At 70.4% G+C, this 19251-nt stretch carries 23 protein-coding genes and 1 pseudogene; 9 read left to right on the top strand and 15 right to left on the bottom strand.

The genetic code is table 11. The annotated features are described in order from the left end of the window. Positions 1–43 precede the first annotated feature (43 nt). Genes yihA through ABS772_RS00265 form a run of 3 tightly spaced genes read left to right on the top strand, consistent with a single transcriptional unit; the run spans position 44 to position 1694 of the window. Positions 44–703, top strand: a complete 660-nt coding sequence (gene yihA / locus ABS772_RS00275) for a ribosome biogenesis GTP-binding protein YihA/YsxC (RefSeq protein ID WP_238255649.1) — start codon at positions 44–46, stop codon at positions 701–703. After that, positions 700–1071, top strand: coding sequence for a DUF423 domain-containing protein (locus ABS772_RS00270; RefSeq protein WP_350391609.1), 372 nt, complete (start codon positions 700–702; stop codon positions 1069–1071). The genes yihA and ABS772_RS00270 overlap by 4 nt, the downstream gene beginning before the upstream one ends. Positions 1072–1106: 35 nt before the next feature. Further along, on the top strand, positions 1107–1694 hold the full coding sequence (locus ABS772_RS00265; RefSeq protein ID WP_350391608.1) for a hypothetical protein: 588 nt from the start codon (positions 1107–1109) through the stop codon (positions 1692–1694). Positions 1695–1701: 7 nt separating this feature from the next. On the opposite strand, the gene ABS772_RS00260 is transcribed toward ABS772_RS00265, so the two are convergent. The 7 genes from ABS772_RS00260 to ABS772_RS00230 form a co-directional block, all read right to left on the bottom strand. Beyond that, on the bottom strand, positions 1702–3138 hold the full coding sequence (locus tag ABS772_RS00260; protein WP_238255652.1) for a short-chain fatty acid transporter: 1437 nt from the start codon (positions 3136–3138) through the stop codon (positions 1702–1704). A gap of 95 nt (positions 3139–3233) precedes the next feature. Beyond that, positions 3234–3962, bottom strand: a complete 729-nt coding sequence (locus ABS772_RS00255) for a glyoxalase superfamily protein (protein ID WP_350391607.1) — start codon at positions 3960–3962, stop codon at positions 3234–3236. Between the two features lie 173 nt (positions 3963–4135). Next, positions 4136–4813, bottom strand: a complete 678-nt coding sequence (locus ABS772_RS00250; protein ID WP_350391606.1) for a metallophosphoesterase family protein — start codon at positions 4811–4813, stop codon at positions 4136–4138. A 118-nt stretch (positions 4814–4931) separates the two neighbouring features. Next, positions 4932–5462, bottom strand: coding sequence for a GNAT family N-acetyltransferase (locus ABS772_RS00245; protein ID WP_350391605.1), 531 nt, complete (start codon positions 5460–5462; stop codon positions 4932–4934). Further along, positions 5450–5788 (bottom strand): type II toxin-antitoxin system TacA family antitoxin, encoded by a 339-nt coding sequence (locus tag ABS772_RS00240; protein WP_238255655.1) that lies wholly within the window; start codon positions 5786–5788, stop codon positions 5450–5452. Before ABS772_RS00240 ends, ABS772_RS00245 begins: the two co-directional genes overlap by 13 nt. A 143-nt stretch (positions 5789–5931) precedes the next feature. Then, positions 5932–8556 (bottom strand): ATP-dependent chaperone ClpB, encoded by a 2625-nt coding sequence (gene clpB / locus ABS772_RS00235; protein ID WP_350391604.1) that lies wholly within the window; start codon positions 8554–8556, stop codon positions 5932–5934. A gap of 216 nt (positions 8557–8772) precedes the next feature. Further along, on the bottom strand, positions 8773–9570 hold the full coding sequence (locus ABS772_RS00230; protein WP_350391603.1) for an MOSC domain-containing protein: 798 nt from the start codon (positions 9568–9570) through the stop codon (positions 8773–8775). A gap of 136 nt (positions 9571–9706) precedes the next feature. Here ABS772_RS00230 and ABS772_RS00225 point away from each other — a divergent pair, with 136 nt between their 5' ends. Then, positions 9707–10486 (top strand): MOSC domain-containing protein, encoded by a 780-nt coding sequence (locus tag ABS772_RS00225; protein WP_350391602.1) that lies wholly within the window; start codon positions 9707–9709, stop codon positions 10484–10486. A 22-nt stretch (positions 10487–10508) separates the two neighbouring features. Here the strand turns inward: ABS772_RS00225 and ABS772_RS00220 are convergent, their stop codons facing one another. Continuing rightward, a complete protein-coding gene (locus ABS772_RS00220) occupies positions 10509–10733 on the bottom strand; it encodes a hypothetical protein (protein ID WP_238255659.1) in 225 nt (74 codons plus the stop codon). Between the two features lie 279 nt (positions 10734–11012). Between ABS772_RS00220 and argB the strand changes: the two genes are divergently transcribed. The 3 genes from argB to ABS772_RS00205 all read left to right on the top strand — a co-directional run bounded on the left by argB (position 11013) and on the right by ABS772_RS00205 (position 13190). Further along, a complete protein-coding gene (gene argB, locus ABS772_RS00215; RefSeq protein ID WP_238255660.1) occupies positions 11013–11909 on the top strand; it encodes an acetylglutamate kinase in 897 nt (298 codons plus the stop codon). An 88-nt stretch (positions 11910–11997) separates the two neighbouring features. Beyond that, a complete protein-coding gene (locus ABS772_RS00210) occupies positions 11998–12744 on the top strand; it encodes a pyrimidine 5'-nucleotidase (RefSeq protein ID WP_350391601.1) in 747 nt (248 codons plus the stop codon). Next, a complete protein-coding gene (locus ABS772_RS00205; RefSeq protein WP_350391600.1) occupies positions 12741–13190 on the top strand; it encodes a metallopeptidase family protein in 450 nt (149 codons plus the stop codon). The genes ABS772_RS00210 and ABS772_RS00205 overlap by 4 nt, the downstream gene beginning before the upstream one ends. Positions 13191–13369: 179 nt before the next feature. Here ABS772_RS00205 and ABS772_RS00200 read toward each other — a convergent pair whose 3' ends face one another. From ABS772_RS00200 to ABS772_RS00180, 5 genes are all read right to left on the bottom strand, one after another. Continuing rightward, a complete protein-coding gene (locus ABS772_RS00200) occupies positions 13370–14602 on the bottom strand; it encodes a peptide ABC transporter permease (protein WP_350391599.1) in 1233 nt (410 codons plus the stop codon). 187 nt (positions 14603–14789) lie between these two features. Then, the gene (locus ABS772_RS00195) at positions 14790–15320 is read right to left on the bottom strand and encodes a DUF2937 family protein (protein ID WP_238255664.1); all 531 of its coding nucleotides are present in this window, start codon (positions 15318–15320) and stop codon (positions 14790–14792) included. Positions 15321–15387: 67 nt separating this feature from the next. After that, positions 15388–15648, bottom strand: a complete 261-nt coding sequence (locus ABS772_RS00190) for a hypothetical protein (protein WP_238255665.1) — start codon at positions 15646–15648, stop codon at positions 15388–15390. Positions 15649–15658: 10 nt separating this feature from the next. Further along, positions 15659–16666, bottom strand: a complete 1008-nt coding sequence (locus ABS772_RS00185; protein WP_350391598.1) for a WD40 repeat domain-containing protein — start codon at positions 16664–16666, stop codon at positions 15659–15661. 16 nt (positions 16667–16682) lie between these two features. Continuing rightward, entirely contained in the window at positions 16683–17357 is a 675-nt protein-coding gene (locus ABS772_RS00180) for a YoaK family protein (protein WP_350391597.1), read from the bottom strand. 267 nt (positions 17358–17624) lie between these two features. Here ABS772_RS00180 and ABS772_RS00175 point away from each other — a divergent pair, with 267 nt between their 5' ends. Beyond that, positions 17625–18044, top strand: coding sequence for a response regulator (locus ABS772_RS00175; RefSeq protein WP_238255668.1), 420 nt, complete (start codon positions 17625–17627; stop codon positions 18042–18044). Between the two features lie 37 nt (positions 18045–18081). Then, positions 18082–18426, top strand: coding sequence for a photosystem reaction center subunit H (locus ABS772_RS00170; protein WP_231346834.1), 345 nt, complete (start codon positions 18082–18084; stop codon positions 18424–18426). A 3-nt stretch (positions 18427–18429) separates the two neighbouring features. Here ABS772_RS00170 and bioD read toward each other — a convergent pair whose 3' ends face one another. Then, positions 18430–19110: a dethiobiotin synthase gene (gene bioD, locus ABS772_RS00165; RefSeq protein ID WP_350391596.1), complete on the bottom strand. Its 681-nt coding sequence runs from the start codon at positions 19108–19110 to the stop codon at positions 18430–18432. A gap of 44 nt (positions 19111–19154) precedes the next feature. After that, a pseudogene (locus ABS772_RS00160) lies at positions 19155–19251 on the bottom strand (ferredoxin--NADP reductase); the annotation flags it as partial.

Genomic DNA, 19251 nt, shown 5'->3' with positions numbered 1-19251 from the left:
CCCCTCTCCCCGCGCGGGGGAGGGAAAACAGCGGCCCCCGACCATGACAGACGCCGCCATCGAAGACCCCTCCCCGGAACTGCTGGAAGCCGGGCGCCTGCTCTTCGTGGGCGAGGCCGAGTTCACCGCCGCCGCGCCGGCGCTCGGCGCGCTGCCGCCGATGGAGGGCGTCGAGATCGCCTTCGCCGGGCGCTCCAATGTCGGCAAGTCGAGCCTCGTCAACGCGCTGACCGGCCGCAACACCCTGGCGCGCACTTCGCACACGCCGGGCCGCACCCAGCAGCTCAACTTCTTCCGGATCGGCGGGCGCCTGATGCTCGTCGACATGCCCGGCTACGGCTACGCCGCGGTCGAGAAGGCCAAGGTCGAGGCCTGGACCAAGCTGATCCACGCCTACCTCAAGGGCCGCTCGAATCTCGCCCGCGTCTACGTGCTGATCGATTCCCGGCACGGCCTGAAATCGATCGACACCGACCTGCTCGACGGGCTCGACAAGGCGGCGGTCTCCTACCAGATCGTGCTGACCAAGGGCGACGCCCTCAAGAAATCCGAGATCGAGAAGCGCATCGCCGGCATCCAGGCGGCCCTCGCCAAGCGCCCCGCGGCCTATCCGGAGGTGCTGCTGACCTCGAGCCGCGATGACCGCGGCGTGGCCGAACTGCGTGCCAGCATCGCCCGGCTGCTGCAGGAGCGCGGCGCGTGACCGGCCTCGACCGCCTTCTGGCGGCGCTTGCGGCCCTCGCCGGAGGACTCGGCGTGGCGGCCAGCGCCGCCGCCGCGCATACCAGCGGCGGCGAGACGCTGAAGACCGCGGCGCAGTTCCTGCTGTTCCACGCCCCCGCCATCCTCGCCCTGACGGGTCTTGCCGCCGCCGGCCTCACCCGCGGCGCCCTCACCCGCCTCGCCGCGGCGGCGCTGCTCCTCGGGCTCGTATTGTTCTCGGGCGACCTCGCGATGCGGGCGCTCCTCGGCCAGGCGCTGTTCGCCATGGCGGCGCCGAGCGGCGGCATGGTGCTGATGGCAGGTTGGCTGCTCGCGGCCATCGCCGTGATGGTGCCGGCGCGGCGCTGAATTCCGCGATCCGGCCGAATCCGCAGGAGGGGCGCGTGCCGAGATCCTGGCTTCTGCTCGCCGCCTGCCTAGCCGCTTTCCCCGCCCATGCCGCCGAGATCGAGGAGAACGAGCCGCTGGTGATGCGGCTGATCTTCGAGGATTGCCTCGGCTACATCCGCCACGGCCGCACCCCGTTCGAGGGGCTCGCGACGCGGCCCGCCTCGCGGGACGCGATCGATCAGATCCCGTCCCGCGCGCCGGACCGGGACAAGGCGGTCGAACTGCTGTCGCCGCGCTACGTCGCCGCCTGGGGCCGGGATGCGCTGGGCCGGCACTGTCTCGTCCAAACCGTGTGGTCGGCCGCGCGCGACGGCCTAAAGGCACAGCTCGGCGTGCGGGCGAAGGGCTTCCTCCAGCGTGTCGACGCCCGCGCCCGCACCGAAGGGTTCACGGAATCCGGGATCGCGGATGCGTTCTCGCCGCTCGCGACGAGTTTCTGGTCGGACGGCGAGACCGGCCATGACAGCGGGCCTCGGCGTCCCGTCAGCTTCTCGCTGCTTGCCTCGAGCGGCGACGAGGCCCGCGGTCTCATGGATGCCGGGATCATCGCGATGGGCGGCCCGCCCCAGGGCCGCCCCTAGGCGCGCCCTACGGCATCACCGGCGGGTGGTATTCCAGCGTGAAGGCGAGCGCCCAGAGCAGGAACAGCACCACCGGCAGGTGGACGATGAGTTGCAGGAAGCTGAAGCCGACGATGTCGCGGGCCTTCAATCCCAGAATGCCGAGCAGCGGCAGCATGAAGAACGGGTTGATCAGGTTCGGCAGGGCTTCGGCCGCGTTGTAGACCTGCACCGCCCAGCCGAGATGCACCTTCAGCTCGTTGGCCGCCTGCATCACGTAGGGCGCTTCCAGGAGCCACTTGCCGCCGCCCGAGGGGATGAAGAAGCCGAGCAGCGCCGAGTAGACGCCCATCGCGAGCGGGAAGCTCCCTTGCGTGTTCAGGGCGACGAAGGCGTGGGCGATCACGTCCGACAGGCTGTGCCCGGCGGCGTTCTTGGCGCCCGTCAGGATCGCGGCGATGGCGGCGTAGAACGGGAACTGGATCAGGATGCCGGCGGTGGCCGGCACCGCCTTGCCGAGGGCGGCGAGGAAGCGCTTCGGACGCCAGTGCAGGACGAGGCCCGCCATCAGGAACAGGAAGTTGTAGGTGTTGAGGCTGGAGATCGCGATCATCCAGTCCTGGCGCGCGAATTCCTGGATCAGCCAGCCCGCCGCGAGCAGGCCGATCAGCACGGTCAGGACGGGGGCGTGCTCCAGCCACTCGCCGGGCTGCTTCGGCGGGGGCAGGCTCGTGTCCTCCTTCGACACGTCGACGCCGAGATCCTGGGCCGTCACCGCGGTCTCGCGGCCCGGCGCGGAGGCGACCGCGATCACCGCCGAGAGCACGACGAGGATCGCGGTGATCAGCATGGACTGCCAGAGGAAGATCGTCTCGCTGAACGGGATCACGCCGGTGATCGGCAAGAGCCCCGGCGGCAGGCTCTTCGGGTTCGCCTGAAGCTGCGCGGCCGACGAGGACAGGCCCATCGCCCAGGTCGCCCCGAGGCCGAGATAGGCCGCCGCGCCGGCCGCCCGGTAATCCATCCGCAGATCCGGCCGCCGGGCGAGCGCCCGGGCGAGCAGGCCGCCGAAGATCAGGCTGAGGCCCCAGCTCAGGAGCGAGGAGAGCATGGTGGCGAGCGCCACGAAGCCGATGGCGCCGCGCCCGGTCTTGGGCACCAGCGCCAGGCGGTCGATCAGCGCCTGGACGGGTGCCGAGGTCGCCACCACGTAGCCGCCGATGGTGACGAAGACCATCTGCATGGTGAAGGGGATCAGGCTCCAGAACCCGTCGCCGAAGCTCTTCGTCACCGCCTGGACCGGCGCGCCGTTCAGGAGCGCCGCGCCCGCGACGATGACGACGGCGATGGCCACGAACACGAAGGCGTCCGGGAACCACTTCTCGGCCCAATCGGTGAAGCGGAGGGCGAGCCGGGCGAGCGGCTTCTCCTCGGTCCGGCTGCGGGGCTCTGCGGGCGCATCCATCGGCGTCGGCTCCTCATCCGCGGCGCGAACCCCCGCGGCTGCCTCCGTTAGAGAGGGAGCCGCCGCCCGGTTCAAGCAGGTCCGGTGACGAAACCTCAGCGCTCACAGAAATCGAGGTTCGCCGGCCCGGCCGGCAGGCGCGCCGCATCGCAGGTCTCACGGTGGGGAATCGTCGTGACCGGGACCTCGGCCCCGACGGCCTCGATCCGGAAGCTCCGCGCCCAGGCTCGCCCGTAGCCCTTGAGGAAGAACCCGTGATGGAGGCTGCCCGCCTCCGCCGCGACGTCGAGAACGATGGCGCGCCGCGTCCACTCCGCGGTCCCGTTCAGGGGGCCGTGGTCTTTGCGGTCCATCATGTTGTCGAAGGCGAGACCGCGGCGCTCGTGACCGTCGACGCGCATCCAGAGGGTGGCGAGGTCGGCGTCCTGCGTGCGGATCTCCGCGGTCAAGCGCAGGCGCTGCCCGAGGAAGGCGTCGGCCTTGATGCTCTGCATCAGCACGGCGATGAGGCCGGTCAGATCCGCCCCGTGGCCGCGCGCGGTGATGCTCTCGATCAGGGCGGCCCCGGGCCGGTCGGGGTCGAGACCGAGCCGGTGGGTGGTGTCGCTGATCGAGCCGAAGGCGAACCAGCCCTTGGGCGGGACGAGCGGCCGTCCCGATGCTTCCGGCTTCTCCAGCCGGGCGGACAGGACGTTCCAGTCCGCGAAGCCGAACTGGCGGGCGACGAGTTCGAGGCAGGCGCTGTGGGGCAGGTCGATGCTACGCTGGGACAGGGAGGTCCGCAGCGTCCTGGCCATCGTCTTCGCGTTCGAGATGTCGAGCATGATCGAGCCTTCGCTTGGGCGCTTCCGGCGTCAGTGCTCGCGTTGCTGACAGGCAGCCCATGCTGAGGGATCGATCCGACGATCGGCCGTGCATTCACCGTTCCCCGAAGGGCGCGAGCGGCGGGCTGCACGGGGCCACGGACGGAGAGTAAGGCCCGAGTCGCCTCGGACGGTCAAGCCTGGGCCGGCACCCGCAGGAATTCCAGGGCGGGCCCCTGCGCGTTCGAGAACACGCCCGCAGTCAGGGCGTTGCCGTAGACCGCGCCGGTGTCGAGATTGGTGCGGAAACGGCGGCAATCCGGGCCGCCGCGGGTCCGCGGCGTGTGGCCGTGGACCACGTGGCGGCCGAAATCGTGATCCTCGGACAGGAACGGCTCCCGGATCCAGAGCCGGTTGTGCGGATCGGGGTCCGGCACCTCGGATTCCGGGCGGAAGCCGGCATGGACGTACCAGCGCTGCGCGTCCGCGTGCAGGGTCGGCAGGGCCTCGATCCAGTCGAGCACCTCGCCGGGCAGTTCCTCCGGACCGGAGACGCCGAACGAGGCGAGCGCCTCGGCCCCGCCGTTGTAGACCCAGTGGTCGAGGGCGCCGGGCTCGCGCAGGCTCTTCAGCAGCATCTCCTCGTGGTTGCCCATCAGGCAGACCACGTCGTCCGGCTCGCGCCATTGCAGGCGGCGCAGGGTCTCGATCACTCGCGCGCTGTCGGGACCGCGATCGATGTAGTCGCCGAGGAACACGAGTTTCTTCGCGCCTCCGGCCGCGTGGGACTCGATGCGTTCCAGCATGCGGTCGAGGAGGTCGGCACAGCCGTGGATGTCGCCGATGGCGTAGGTGAGCGGTTCGGTCGTCATGGGCGCGGTTGCCAGTTCGTCGTTCTCACGCGGCTTTCCTGAAGAGACGCTCCGTTCCCCGCAGGCCATCCGATCGACGCCGCCGGTTGCATGAAAATCAGTTCCGCCACTCGCCCTCTCAACCGAACGCCGCGAGCACCGTTTCAATCGGCAGGAACAGCGTGCGGCTGTCCTCAGGATATTCGATGAACTCGGCGCAGTTCAAATAGAAGCGTCTGGCCGCATCATCCTTGGCATGAACCAGCACCGCTGCGATGCCGATGCTCTGGGACGCCAACGCGATGCGGCGCAGCGCGTCGGCCAGGATGTCGGCGCCGAGCCCTCGACCCGCGCACTCACGGGTGACAGCCAGCCGACCGATCACCGAGACCGGGATCGTATCGGGCGCATTGCGGCGCAGCTTTCCCGGTGCGTCGGTGCGCGCGACCGATCCCGCCGAGATGCAGCAATAGGCGACGACCCGGTTGTCCTCGCAGACGACATAGGTGCGCGAGAACCGGCTTTCATTCTTTAGCGCCCGATGCCTGAGCCAGTCGTCGAGGGTCGGCTCACCGCAATCGAAAGCGGACAGATCGTGCTGGGCGCTGAGTGGAACGGGTGCCGAGAGAGATGATCCGGGACGTTCCGGTCCCCCGGCTATTTCTGCCATGCCGGAACACGACGAAGCAGCGACCGAAGCTTCACTCCGGGCGCAGGCGGATTGTCGAGCGCATGCATGAAGGCATCGTAGCGATCGGGATCGAGCCTGAACAATCGCTGGTCGAGCAGCACGTCGATCGCGTGCCGCCGGGCCGTCTCGACCATGAACTCGGTCCGCGTCTTGCCGAGGGCGGCGGCCGCCTCGTCGATCAACTGGCGGGTCTGCGATTCGATGCGCAGGTTGATGCTGCCCTTGGGGTCGGACGCAGGAGACCGCTCCGCAACGGCGACAGAGGCGGCAACGCCGTGCGACGAGGGTTCGCGATCCTTCGGCATGACCTGAACATGGCGCGCCGTATAGACAACGTCAACACGATGCGCGGGCGACGGCAGTCGTCAACTCGTGAAGCAGAACGGCTGAGCCACACCATCCGGCATGGCCCAGCCCATTTCATTGAGCGAGCCCGAAAGCTCCTGCGTCAGTTCAGCAGCACCCCCGCCGGCCGGCGCTCGGCGGCGATGTCGCCGATCATCAGACCGGCCGGGCCGACGCGGATCGGCACCGTCTCGCCGTCGTGGATCACGCCGGAGAGGATCGCCTCGGCCAGCGGATCCTGCACGTTCTTCTGGATCACCCGCTTCAGCGGCCGCGCCCCGTAGGCCGGGTCGTAGCCCTTGTCGGCGAGCCAGGTGCGGGCCTCGTCGTCCACGTCGAGGGTGATCTTGCGATCCTCCAGAAGCTTGGCGAGGCGGCCGAGCTGGATGTCGACGATCGCCCCCATCTCCGAGCGCGCGAGGCGGTGGAACAGGATGATCTCGTCGACCCGGTTCAGGAACTCGGGACGGAAATGGCCCCGCACCACGCCCATCACCTCGTCGCGCACCGCGTCGGTGTCCTGGCCGGCCGGCTGGTTGACCAGATACTCGGCGCCGAGGTTCGAGGTCATGATCAGCAGCGTGTTGCGGAAATCGACCGTCCGCCCCTGCCCGTCCGTCAGGCGCCCGTCGTCGAGCACCTGCAGCAGGACGTTGAACACGTCCGGATGCGCCTTTTCCACCTCGTCGAACAGCACGACCTGATAGGGCCGGCGCCGCACGGCCTCGGTCAGCGCCCCGCCCTCCTCGTAGCCGACATAGCCCGGAGGCGCGCCGATGAGGCGGGCGACGGCGTGCTTCTCCATGTACTCGGACATGTCGATGCGGACCAACGCCGTGTCGTCGTCGAACAGGAAGCCGGCGAGCGCCTTGGTCAGCTCGGTCTTGCCGACGCCGGTCGGGCCGAGGAACATGAACGAGCCGATCGGCCGGTTCGGATCCTGCAGGCCGGCCCGCGCCCGGCGCACCGCGGTCGAGACCGCCTCCACCGCCTCGCGCTGGCCGACGACGCGCTTGCTCAGCGCCTCCTCCATCGCGAGCAGTTTTTCGCGCTCGCCCTCCAGCATCTTGTCCACCGGCACGCCGGTCCAGCGCGAGACGACGCCCGCGATGTGCTGCGGCGTCACCGCCTCTTCGACCATGCCGTCGCGGGCGACCGCACTCTCGGCCGCGGCCTCGATCTCGGCGAGTTGCTTCTCCAGGCCGGGGATCACACCGTAGGCGAGTTCGCCCGCGCGCTGGTACTGGCCCTGGCGCTGGGCCGCGGCGAGTTCGTTCCTCGCCTCGTCGAGCTTCTTCTTGAGCTCGGCGGCGGCACCCAGCTTGTCCTTCTCGGCCTTCCAGCGCGCCGTGATGGTGGCGGACTGCTCCTCGAGGTCGGCGAGTTCCTTCTCCAGGCGCTGGAGCCGGTCGCGGGAGGCGGAATCCGTCTCCTTCTTCAGAGCCTCACCCTCGATCTTCAGCCGCACGATCTCGCGATCGACGTTGTCGAGCTCTTCCGGCTTCGAGTCGACCTGCATGCGCAGGCGCGAGCCGGCCTCGTCCACGAGATCGATCGCCTTGTCGGGCAGGAAGCGGTCGGTGATGTAGCGGTTCGACAGCGTCGCCGCCGCGACGAGCGCGCTGTCCTGGATGCGCACGCCGTGGTGCTGCTCGTATTTCTCCTTGATGCCGCGCAGGATCGACACCGTGTCCTCGACGGTGGGCTCGGACACGAAGACCGGCTGGAAGCGGCGGGCCAGCGCCGCGTCCTTCTCGACATGCTTGCGGTACTCGTCGAGCGTGGTCGCGCCGACGCAGTGCAGCTCGCCGCGGGCGAGCGCGGGCTTCAGCAGGTTCGACGCGTCCATGGCGCCGTCGGCCTTGCCCGCGCCGACGAGCGTGTGCATCTCGTCGATGAACAGGATGATCTGGCCTTCCGCGGCGGTGACTTCCGAGAGCACGCCCTTCAGGCGCTCCTCGAACTCGCCGCGATACTTCGCGCCCGCGATCAGCGCGCCCATGTCGAGCGCCAGCAGGTTCTTCTCCTTGAGGGATTCCGGCACGTCGCCGTTGACGATGCGCAGCGCCAGCCCCTCGACGATGGCGGTCTTGCCGACGCCGGGCTCGCCGATCAGCACGGGATTGTTCTTGGTGCGCCGGGACAGGACCTGGATCGTGCGGCGGATCTCCTCGTCGCGGCCGATCACCGGATCGAGCTTGCCCTCGCGGGCGGCTTCCGTGAGGTCGCGGGCGTACTTCTTGAGCGCGTCGTAGGCGTTCTCGGCACTCGCGTTGTCGGCGGTGCGGCCCTTGCGGAGCGCGTTGATCGCCGCGTTGAGCGAGGCCGCGGTGACGCCCGCCGCGGTCAGGATGCGGCCGGCCTCGGACTCCTTCTCGACGGCGAAGGCGAGCAGCAGCCGCTCGACGGTGACGTAGGAATCGCCCGCCTTCTCGGCGGCCTGCTCGGCCGTGTCGAACACGCGCACGAGGTCGCGCGTCGCCTGCGGCTGCGCGGAATTACCCGAGACCTTCGGCTGCTTGGCCAGCCACTGCTCGACCTGCGCATGCGCGACCCGCGACTGGCCGCCGGCGCGGTCGATGAGACCGGCGCAGAGCCCTTCGGGATCGTCGAGCAGGACTTTGAGGAGATGGCCGGGCGCGAGCTGAGGGTTGCCTTCGCGGACGCCGAGATTCTGCGCCGCCTGGACGAAGCCGCGGGCGCGCTCGGTGTATTTCTCGAAATTCATGCGTGTTGCCCTTCCCCGGACCGGATTGTCTTCCGCCCGCTCACGCGGCACGGAGCCTCCGATGCGTTGCCCCGCGGGGTCAGCCCCGCCGGGACACCGGCGCTGTCTTGAGAGCCGCCGGTAGGACTGATCTGGTGTTGCGTTTACGTAACACAAGGGGGAGAGCGCGGCCGAATCGCGGGTCTTTCGGGACCGTTCCGCCGGTCCCGCCGCGGGTCAGCCGGCGGCGGCCTCTGTCGGTGAGGTCACCGCCATCCGGTCGCCGACCGCGATGGCGCCGTCGGTGAGCACTTCGAGGTAGATGCCGAGATCGACGTGACCGAAATGCTGCTTGAGCGCCTTCGGCAGATGGGTGTCGCGCGCGGCGGTCTCCGGATTGACGTCGACGGCGGCGCAGCGCGGCGTGCGGGCGAGCCCCCGCAGGCGCAGGGCTCCGATGGTCACCTCCCGATCGACCCAATCCATCTCGGCCCAGGGCTCCAGCCCATCGACGTAGATGTTGGCGCGGAAGCGCAGGGGGTGGATCGTCCGGCCCGTCCGCTCCTCCAGGGCGCGGACCGAGGCGAGATTGATGAGCGAGACCGCGCGCATGAAGGCCGGCGAGATCACACTGCCGTCGGTGAATTTGTGATCCGCCGCCCGCACGAGGCGCGGCCGCCCCTTGGCGGCAGGGCCGACATACGCCTCGAAGAAGCGCTCGACGGCTTCGCGCCCCGCCGCACGGGTCAGATCCTCGCTGAGCACCGTCTCACCGCCGCGCGTGACCGTGAGATGTCCGGTCTCCGGATCGAACCGCGTCGAGAGCGCCGCCAGCACCTCGTTGCTGCGCAGCATCAGGAAGAAGCCCTTGTCGAGCGGCTCGGGATTCTGCGGATCGAAGGCCGTGGTGCCGAGGGCCAGGGCATATTCGCGGTCGAAGGCGAGGCCGGAGGCGCGGGCCAGGCTCAGCGCGGGAAGCGGCTCGGCCGAGAGCCCCTTGACGGGATATCGGTAGAGCGCGGTGACTTCGGCCATCTGTCTTCATCCTCCTGACGGAGGCGGCACGCTGACCGAGACCGCGGCCGCGGACCATGCGGAATTCTCCGTAGACGACCCGTGTCTCGCGCGGGACCGGTTGCAACCGGCACGGGCCCGGTCGTAGCGATGCGGCATGAGCCAGACGCCCGACATCCGCATCGCCGCCCTCTACCGCTATCCGGTCAAGGGTCTCTCGCCCGAGGCGCTGGAGACGGCGGAGCTGGAGACCAGCGGCTACTTTCCGGGCGACCGGCTCTACGCCATCGAGAATGGCCCGTCCGGCTTCAACGAGACCGTGCCGCGCCACCTGCCCAAGGTCGCCTACCTGATGCTGATGCGCAACGAGGCGCTGGCGCGGCTGCGCACCCGCTTCGACGACGCCACGCATCGCCTGACCGTCGAGGAGAACGGTGCGCCGGCGGTGGACGCGGATCTGAGCACCGCGGAGGGCCGCGAGGCGCTCGCCGACTTCATGAAGGGGTTCCTGCCGCAGGAGCTGCGCGGCGCGCCGCGGGTGCTGGCGGCGCCGCCCGGCTACCGCTTCACCGATTCGCGCACCGGCTACGTCTCGCTCATCAACCGGGCGAGCGTGGCGGCGACCGAGGATCTCGTCGGCGCCCCCGTCGATCCCCTGCGCTTCCGCGGCAACCTCTATCTCGACGGGTTGGCGCCCTGGGCCGAACTCGACATGGTCGGCCGGGTTCTGGAGGCGGAGGGCGGCGTCCGGCTGAAGGTCACCAGCCGGACCGTGCGGTGCGCGGCCACGAACGTCGATCCGCAGACCGGCCAGCGCGACCTGTCGATCCCGAAGGCGCTGATGGAGGGTCTCGGCCACGCCGATTGCGGCGTCTACGCCGAGGTCCTGGCCGGCGGCCCGCTGCGGGCGGGCGACGGGCTGCGGGTGATCGGCTGAGGCGGGATCAGCGCTTGCGGGGTCAACGCTTGCGGGCTTGGGCGCGGGCCGTGAGCCAGAGCGGCTCGGGCTCGGCGCAGGGCAGGAGCGCCGCCACCGCGTCGAGATCGACCGCGTAGTTCTCGGTGAGCTGCCGCCACACGTCCGCCGAGGAGCCCGCGCCCCGACCCAAGCGCTCGACGACGCGCGCGAGCAGGCCGGGATGGGTGAGGCTGGGACGCGGCGTCACCAGATCGGCGTTCAGCATGATCGGCCCCCTTCGTTCGATGGGCCGATGATTGATGAAGATGGTTAATGCCCGATTAACTTCTTCGGCCAAATCTATAGAGGCGCGTGCGCGATCGCCGGGTTTCAACCTGAGGATCGTGACGATCGCCGCCGGATCTGCGCCGGGGCGGCGATCTCCCCCCTCCGCGCGACGTCCATCGCAGAATCGCGAGAAGGCGATGTCTTCGCTCCGCACGAAGCCTGCGCTAGAACCCCGCCGAATCCGCCCCCGACTCAGCAGAGAGCCAGGACGACCGCGATGACCGATCCGCTGCCGAACGTGCATGTGCGCGCCGAGATCCTGACGCAGGCGCTGCCGCACATGCAGCGCTACGATCAAGAGATCGTGGTCATCAAGTACGGCGGCCACGCCATGGGCGATCCGGCGGCGGCGGAGGACTTCGCCGAGGACATCGTGCTGCTCGAACAGTCCGGGCTGAAGCCGATCGTCGTGCACGGCGGCGGGCCGCAGATCGGCAAGATGCTGGCCCGGCTCGGCATCGAGTCGGAGTTCCGCGGCGGGCTGCGCGTCACCGACGAGGCCACCGTCGAGGTGGTCGAGATGGTGCTCGCCGGCTCGATCAACAAGCAGATCGTCGGCTGGATCGCCGCCGAGGGCGGCCGGGCGATCGGCCTGTGCGGCAAGGACGGCAACATGGTCCGCGCCAAGCGGGCGCTGCGCACGATCAAGGACCCCGACAGCAACATCGAGCAGGCGATCGATCTCGGCCTCGTCGGCGAGCCCGAGCATGTCGAGCGCGGCGTGCTCGACGCGGTGCTGAAGGCCGAGCTGATCCCGGTACTGGCACCCGTCGCCTACGGCGAGGACGGCAAGACCTACAACGTCAACGCCGACACCTTCGCCGGCGCCATCGCCGGGGCGCTGCGGGCCAAGCGCCTGCTGCTTCTCACCGACGTGCCGGGCGTGCTCGACAAGGACAAGAACCTGATCCAGGAGCTCTCGGTGGAGGATTGCCGGCGCCTGATCGCCGACGGCACCATCACGGGCGGCATGATCCCGAAGGTCGAGACCTGCATCTACGCCCTCGAACAGGGGGTGGAGGCGGTGGTCATCCTCAACGGCAAGGTCGCGCACGCGGCGCTGCTCGAGCTGTTCACCGATTTCGGTGCGGGCACCCTGATCCGGCGCACCTGACGGCAGCGCTTCCCTGAGGCGCGCGAACGCCTACATTACGGGACGGGGCATCCCCGTCCCGTTTCCCCTTTCAAGCGTCACCTTTCCCTTGCTTCTTCCCGGCGAGAGCCACTTCACCACCGCCGACGCCCGCGGCTTCTCCGGCGTCGATACCTGGGTGTTCGACCTCGACAACACGCTCTATCCGAGCGACGCGCGGGTCTGGCCGCAGGTGGACGAGCGGATCACGCTCTACGTGATGCGGCTCTACGGCCTCGACGCGATCTCGGCCCGTGCCCTGCAGAAGCATTTCTACCACCGCTACGGCACCACCCTGAAGGCGCTGATGGTGGAGGAAGGCGTCGATCCGCACGACTTCCTCGATTTCGCCCACGACATCGACCACTCGACGATCAAGCTCGACGAATCCCTCGGCACCGCGATCGAGCATCTGCCGGGGCGCAAGCTGATCCTCACCAACGGGTCGCGCCGCCACGCGGAGCGGGTGGCGGAGAAGCTCGGCATCCTCAACCATTTCGAGGACGTGTTCGACATCGCCGCCGCCGACTTCGTGCCGAAGCCCGACCGCAGCACCTACGAGCGCTTCCTCCTGCGCCACGGGGTCGATCCCCGGCGCTCCGCCCTGTTCGAGGACATCGCCCGCAACCTCGTCGTGCCGCACGACCTCGGCATGGCGACCGTACTTGTCGTCCCGCCGACACCGGACCCGTTCCGCGAGCGGTTCGAGCAGGAGGCGGTGAAGGAGCCGCATATCGACCACATCACCAACGACTTGGCCGCCTTCCTGAAGCGCTGCGTGCTGCCAGTCGTCCCGCCGGAGCCCGGCGCGTCGTGAGCGACGGCGGCGGGAGCAACTGGGCCGAGACGAGGTCGCCGAGCCTCGCCGAGATCGAGGCGCTGGCGGATGCCGCCTTCGTCGCGCTGCCGGAGGAATTCCGCGCGCTCTGCGCGGGCGTGCGCATCCACGTCGACGACTTCCCCGACGAGGAGACCCTGACCGAGATGGGCTGCGAGTCGGAGTTCGACCTGCTCGGCCTGTTCCGCGGCGTCGGGCTGGCGCAATCGGGCGAGGTCGCCACGGGGCAGATGCCCAACGCCGTCTGGCTCTACCGCCGGCCGCTGCTCGATTACTGGGCCGAGCACGACGAGACGCTCGGCCACCTCGTCACCCACGTCCTCCTCCATGAGATCGGCCACCATTTCGGCCTTTCCGACGACGATATGGCTGCCATCGAGGCGGCGGCGGACGCGATCGAGCCGCCTGATACGGTATCCGGCTGATTGCTTCGGTGCTGTTTCCCGTCATTCCGGGGCGCCGAAGGCGAACCCGGAATCCACCCGTGATGCCGCGTTGAGCCGCGCATCACGGGTGGATCCCGGGTTCCGCTGCGCGGCCCCGGGATGACGGGGGTGGGGTCTGAACCGAAGCGATCAATCGGATGTCGTATGACGCTTGAGCGTCAGCCGCGCGCCGGTAGCCGCGGGATCAGCCCGACCTTGGGCCGGCGGGATCGGAACTGCCCGCGCTCGATCGCCACGAAGGTGAGGATCGCCATGGCGAGCGTGGTCAGCCACCAGATCGTGGTGAGGCCGACGCCGATGCAGCCGATGGCAAAGGCCGTCGCGAAGGCCGCCATGGCGCAGGGCGCGAGCACCGTCGCGTCGCGGCCGGCGCGGTGGATCGCGCCGTAGAGGGCGAACGCCGCGGCGAAGGCACCGACGATGCCGAGCTCGTACCAGAACTCGAACAGCATCGTGGTCGGCGCATTGATCGGCAGGATACCGAAGATCTTTCCGCGCAGGGCCGTCTCGAGGCCGTGGCCGGTCACGAGCCGCACCGGCTCCAGGGTGACGACCTTCTGCCACGCCTTGAGCGCCAGCACGCCCGGCGCCACCGGGCCGAACAGGGCGACGCCGATCGGGCGCGCGAGGAACGGCAGAAGTGGCGCGACCACGAGCAAGCCCGCGGCGCCGAGTGCCGTGACCCGCACGCCGAGCGACAGGCGCCAATGGGTCAGCGCGAAGGCGAGCGCCCCGGCGGCCAGGGCGAACAGAGCGGTCACGCCCGGCGCCAGCAGCAGCGCCCCCGCGACCAGCACCACCACGACGAGGGAGCCGATGTCGCGGCGGCGCGAGCGCAGCCACGCCACGGCGGGCCAGGCGAGCAGTGCCAGCAGCACCGCGCCGCGCTCCAGGGCGCTGTCGCCGTCCGGATTGTCCTTGAGCATCGCGTCGCCGACGAGGTTGATCAGGATCGCGACGATGGCGGCCGCGCCGACGCCCAGCGGCAGCAGGTAGAGGTTGGCCGAGCGCATCCGGTCGGGCAGCGCGAGATAGGCGAGCAGGGTCATCACCACGGTGGCGACGAGGTTGGCCAGCCGCTCGCTCGCCGGCCCGGGAAACGGCGTCCAGACGAGCGACAGGCCCGACCAGAACACCACCAGCATGCCCGCCAGGAACGAGGGTGCCGTCAGGAGCCGCTTCAGGGCCGGTTTGACGGCGCGCTGGTGCTGGTCGATGGCGCTCGCGGTGATCAGCAGGACGACGGCGATGGGCGCCAGCACCACGGTGGCGCGGCGCGAGACCTGCGCGGCCACCGGCAGCACCACGAACAGGCCGAAGAAGCCGATGCGGCGCAGCAGGGCCGCCGCGTCGAGGGCGGGATCGACCGTCGTGTTCGGGGGACGCGGCATGATCGAGGAGAGACCGGATCCGGCGCCCCTGCGGGGTGCGGGCGCGTGCCTACACCTAGTGCAGGCCGGGGGGCCGGGCTGTAGAAGCGCTGCAACACCCCGAGCATCATCCCGAAACGTGGTTTGCGGCTTTCGGAAAAAGACGATCCGAGACGAAAGGGCCAGGAGCGTCGGCGCCGGATCTGGATCAGACCGGCGTGGTCTCGGGCCGCGTCCGCCGACGGCGGCGGGCGAGGTGGCGGCCGACATCGCTGGTGACGCGCCAGCCGCCCCAGGCCGCGAGGAAGCCGAGCAGGCCGGCGACGAGGCCGTCCGCCGTGGTCGGCACCGCCGGCTGGTAGTCGCGGTAGGCGGCGCGGGCGATGTCCATGTCGGGGTCGCGGGCGATCACCGTGAGGCGCCCGAGCGGGCTCGCCGCCGTGTCGAGGGCGAGCTTCTGCGCCTCCAGCCGCTTCAGCCGCTCGACGTCGGTTCGGGCCGACTCGCCGCGCCGGGCGATGAAGGCGTCCGGATTGGTCCGCAGGAGCGCCAGCGCCTCGTCGCGGCTGCGGCCGGTGGCCTTCGCGTCGGCGTCGAGGGAGGCGATGGAGCGGCGCAGCTCGTCGAGCGCCCCGCCGAGGCGCTGGGTGTATTGCTGGGCGAATTCCGGCGCCTGCGCGGCGATGACCGCCGCGAGCAGTCCGAAGGCGAGGCCGAGCGTGCGGACGACACGGAACACGTGAGAACCTCCTTCGGGCGCCTGCGGAGTTTGTAGGGCGGTCCGCGTCTCCGGGGAGGGCCGGCGGTCACGCTTGAGCGAGGGCGGCCGCGACGTCCGCCGCGCTCAGCGCGTCGAGCGCGCCGGCGATCTTCACGGCCCGCGTCCTCTCGCCGGGCGGGAAGATCAGGACCACCGTCTCGGTGCCGGGACAGGCCGGGTCGGCGCAGACGATCTCGCTCACCGTCATCGCCGTGTCCAGGCCGTAGCCGCCCGCCTCGCGCAGCCACGCCTCCACCCGCCGCCGGGCGGCGGCGTCGGGCTTCGGCGCGCGTCCGAACAGGGCCACGGGGCGGGCGTCAGGCCGGGAGGGTGAGGAGGCCGGCCCGCCCGTCGGCGCAGCCGAAGGCGAGGCGGCCGCCGGTGGCGTCCCAGGCGAGCGCCGAGATTGCGCTGCCCTTCACCGCCGGGCGCACCAGGAGCTCCGAGGCGTCGGTGAAGCGCACCAGCAACACGCAGCCGTCCTCGTAGCCGATCGCCAGGACCGGCGCCTTCGGGTGGAACGCCACGCGCGAGACCCGCGCCGGCCGCACGCCGCATTCCCGCGGCGCCTTGCCGGTGGGGCCCTCCTTCGAGTCGAACGGCCAGACGATGGCGGCCTCGGCGCCGCTGGTGGCGAGCCACTTGCCGTCCGCCGACCACGAGAGCGAGCGCACCTTGGCCGGGTATCCCGACATCCGCATATGGCCGCGATCGGGCTGGAGGCGCCAGCCGTGGAGCGCGTTCTCCTGCATGGTCGAGACGACGAAGCGGCCGTCTAGCGACCACGTCACGTCGAGATGCGAGCCCTTCCACTCGATGAATTCCGGCGGGGTCTCGAGGTTCGGATACCAGAGGCTGACCCCGTTGTAGTGGGCCACCGCCAGCCGGTAGCCCTTCGGCGCGAAGGCGAGGCCCCGGCCGGTGGAGGGTGCCGTGAAGGTCTTTTCACGCCCCTTGGCGTCGCGGGCGACGATCGCGCGCCCCGACGCGAAGGCGACCGATCCGTCACTGTGCAGCGCGAGGGCGTCGATCCAGCCGCCGCCCTTGGCCCGCGCCAGCTCGCTCGACCGACCGTCCGCCTCCGTCGCGACCACGCGGCCGTCGTCGCCCCCGCTCACCAGCCGCGCGCCGTCGCCGGCCGCGACGAGGATGCCGCTGTCCGGGTGGGCGGGAACGGTCTCGGTCGCGCCGTCGCGGACCAGCAGCACGCCGCCATCGGCGAGCGCCAGGGCCAGGGTCCCCTTGAGCCAGTGGGCGGCGGTGACGTGGGCGCCGGCGGCGATGTCCGCGACGTGATCGGTGAGGGAGGGAGCGGAGACGCTCATGCCGGAGGGGCCTTCTTCAGATCTTGGTCAGTGCCACCGGCGGCTGCCGGGTGACGAGGGCGAACAGGCTCGCGGCCAGGCATAGACCGGCCGCGATGCAAGCGGGAATCGCGAGCGCCGCGATCCCGAGATGCGTATGGGCGACGGTGCCCGCAACCGCTCCGACGAGGAGCGAGAGCCAGACCGAGCCGTCGCCGACCCAGCCCAGTCGCGGCCCCCTGCCGGCGAGCGCCAGCGCCGCCTTCTGCCCGAACGCGAACAGCGCGCCCGTGACGAAGGTGGTGCCGGCGCGGAAGCCCTGGACATGGGCGAGCACCGCGTTCTGCCCGCCCATGGCGAGCGCCAGGAACAGCGAGGCCACGCCGACATGGGCATGCTCGGCCGCCAGGGCGAAAGCCGCGCTGAGCGCCGCGGCCTCCAGGCCGAGCACCGTCGGCGTGACCCAGCGCGGCGGGCAGAGGGCGGCGATGGCCCCGCCCGAGACCGCGCCGACGAGGAAGGCGGCGATCAGGAGTGCGGGCAGCACGGCGGCGAGGGGCTCGCTGTGGCCGAGCGCGACGGCGAGCTGGGTCGTGTTCCCGCTCATGAGCGAGGTGTAGAGGCCGCCGAGCCGGATGAAGCCGAGCGCGTCCACGAAGCCGGCGAGCGCGGTGAGCACGACGCCGAAGCCGATCTGCCAGGGTCGGGTCACGGGGTGGGCACGGTCGTTGCGGCACTCTTCGAGGGGCGGACGGCCGGCGGGGTAAAAGCCGGCTCAATTCGACAAGGAGTGAGGGACGCCACCGCGCCCGGCGCGGCCGGGAGCCGTTCCGGCACTGTGCCGTCAAGGTTAACCAATCGGTTACCAAATGCGCGCAAATCGAAGCAATCACGGTGAACGCGGCCCTTCACGGCCCCGTTGGTCCGGCGATCCGCAAGCTCGACCGTTGTTCGAGCACGGGTGAGTTGGAGTTCTGCCATGATCCCCTTCGCTTGCGCCCCCGCCGTCCTGCCCCCGTTCTCCCTGGCGCCGCGCGCCGACACGATCCTCGTGGTAGAGGACGAGTCCTTCGTCTGCGAGCTGGCGACCGAGGCGCTGCTCGACGAAGGCTACCGGGTGCTGACCGCCGCCGACGCGGACGAGGCGGAGGCGATCCTGTCGAGCGAGCAGGTGGACCTGCTCTTCACCGATATCGATCTGGCCCGCAACACGAACGGCATCGCGCTGGCCCGCAGCGCCCGGCGCAGCCTGCCGCGCCTGCCGGTGGTCTACACCTCCGGCGGCCGCGACGGCCTCTCCGCCGCCGAGGCGGTGAACGAGTCGGTGTTCATGCCCAAGCCCTACCGCGCCGCGCAGCTCGTGGCCGTGACCAACGACCTGCTGCGCCACCGCGGCTGAGTTTAAAAAAAACCCGCAACCCACACGAGACGTGACCATGCGTCGCCTGATCGCCTGCGCCTTCCTGATGCTCGCCGCGATGCCGGCAGCCCGAGCCGAATGCGATGTCGAGGATACCGGGCTAGAACCGGCCATCGCGGCGAAGAAGGAGCTTCAGGAAGCGAAGAACGCGCAGATCGTGCGCGACCTGCGGACGCTCCGCGACGCGGCGATCGTGCTCGAGTCCTACGGCTTCCCCGACGAGTGCAAGCGCCTCGTCGCCATCGTGAAGGGGCTCGCCGCCAAGCCCGACGACACGATCAAGCGCAGCAGCGACACCGACGAGGAGAAGGCCGAGGAGATCCAGGAATCCCGCGAGCCGAAGGCGCCGCGCGGACGATAGGACTCAGCCGAGGGCAGGCAGGCCGTCCGGGAATTCCCCACCCCGCGTCAGGCAAACGACCGGGACGGCGACGTAGCGGGCGATCTGCCCAGCAACGGTTTCAGCGGGGGTCGGCGCCCCCTCGCTCTCGCTCACCACGATCCCGACGAGCGGGATGCCGTGCGCCCGCAGCGTCTCGACGGCGGTCAGCGCGTGGCTGATCGCGCCGAGATAGCTGCCCGAGACGAGCAGGGCCGGAATGCCTTGGGATTTCAGCCAGTCGAGGCCGGTCGCGGCCTCGGTGATCGGGCTCATCAGCCCGCCGACGCCCTCGATCACCACCGTCTCGCCGCCCTCGGCCTCGGCCAGACGCGCCCCGCACCATCCGACCAGTTCGGAGAGGGCGAGGCTGCGTCCCTCGCGGGCGGCGGCGAGGTCCGGCGCCAGCGGCGCGGCGAAGCGCCAGGGCGAGCAGGCCGCCACCGTCTCGGGCGTCACAGGGAGCCCCTGCGCGGCGAGCAGCCGGCCGGTGTCGCTCTCGGCGAAATCGGGATGGTCGAGCGGAGGAACGCCGCTGGCGAGCGGTTTCAGGGCGCGCACCCGCCGGCCCCGGCCGCGCAGGCGGCGGACGAGGGCGGCGGTGGTGTAGGTCTTGCCGATCTCGGTGCCGGCGCCGACGACGAACAGGGCGGGCGGAGGGGTCATGTCGGGTACGGCGCCCGCCGTTCCTCAGCGAACCGTCGAAAGCCTCACTTCTCGACGAAGGCCTTCTCGATGACGTAGTGGGCCGCCTCGCCGTGGTTGCCCTCCTCGTAGCCGAGGCCGGTCAGCATCTCGCGGGTGTCC

The sequence above is a fragment of the Methylorubrum podarium genome, from assembly GCF_040270385.1.
Taxonomy (GTDB): Bacteria; Pseudomonadota; Alphaproteobacteria; order Rhizobiales; family Beijerinckiaceae; genus Methylobacterium; species Methylobacterium podarium.
The sequence above is the reverse complement of the archived record's forward strand: the minus strand, read 5'-3'. Positions and strand labels throughout refer to the sequence as shown.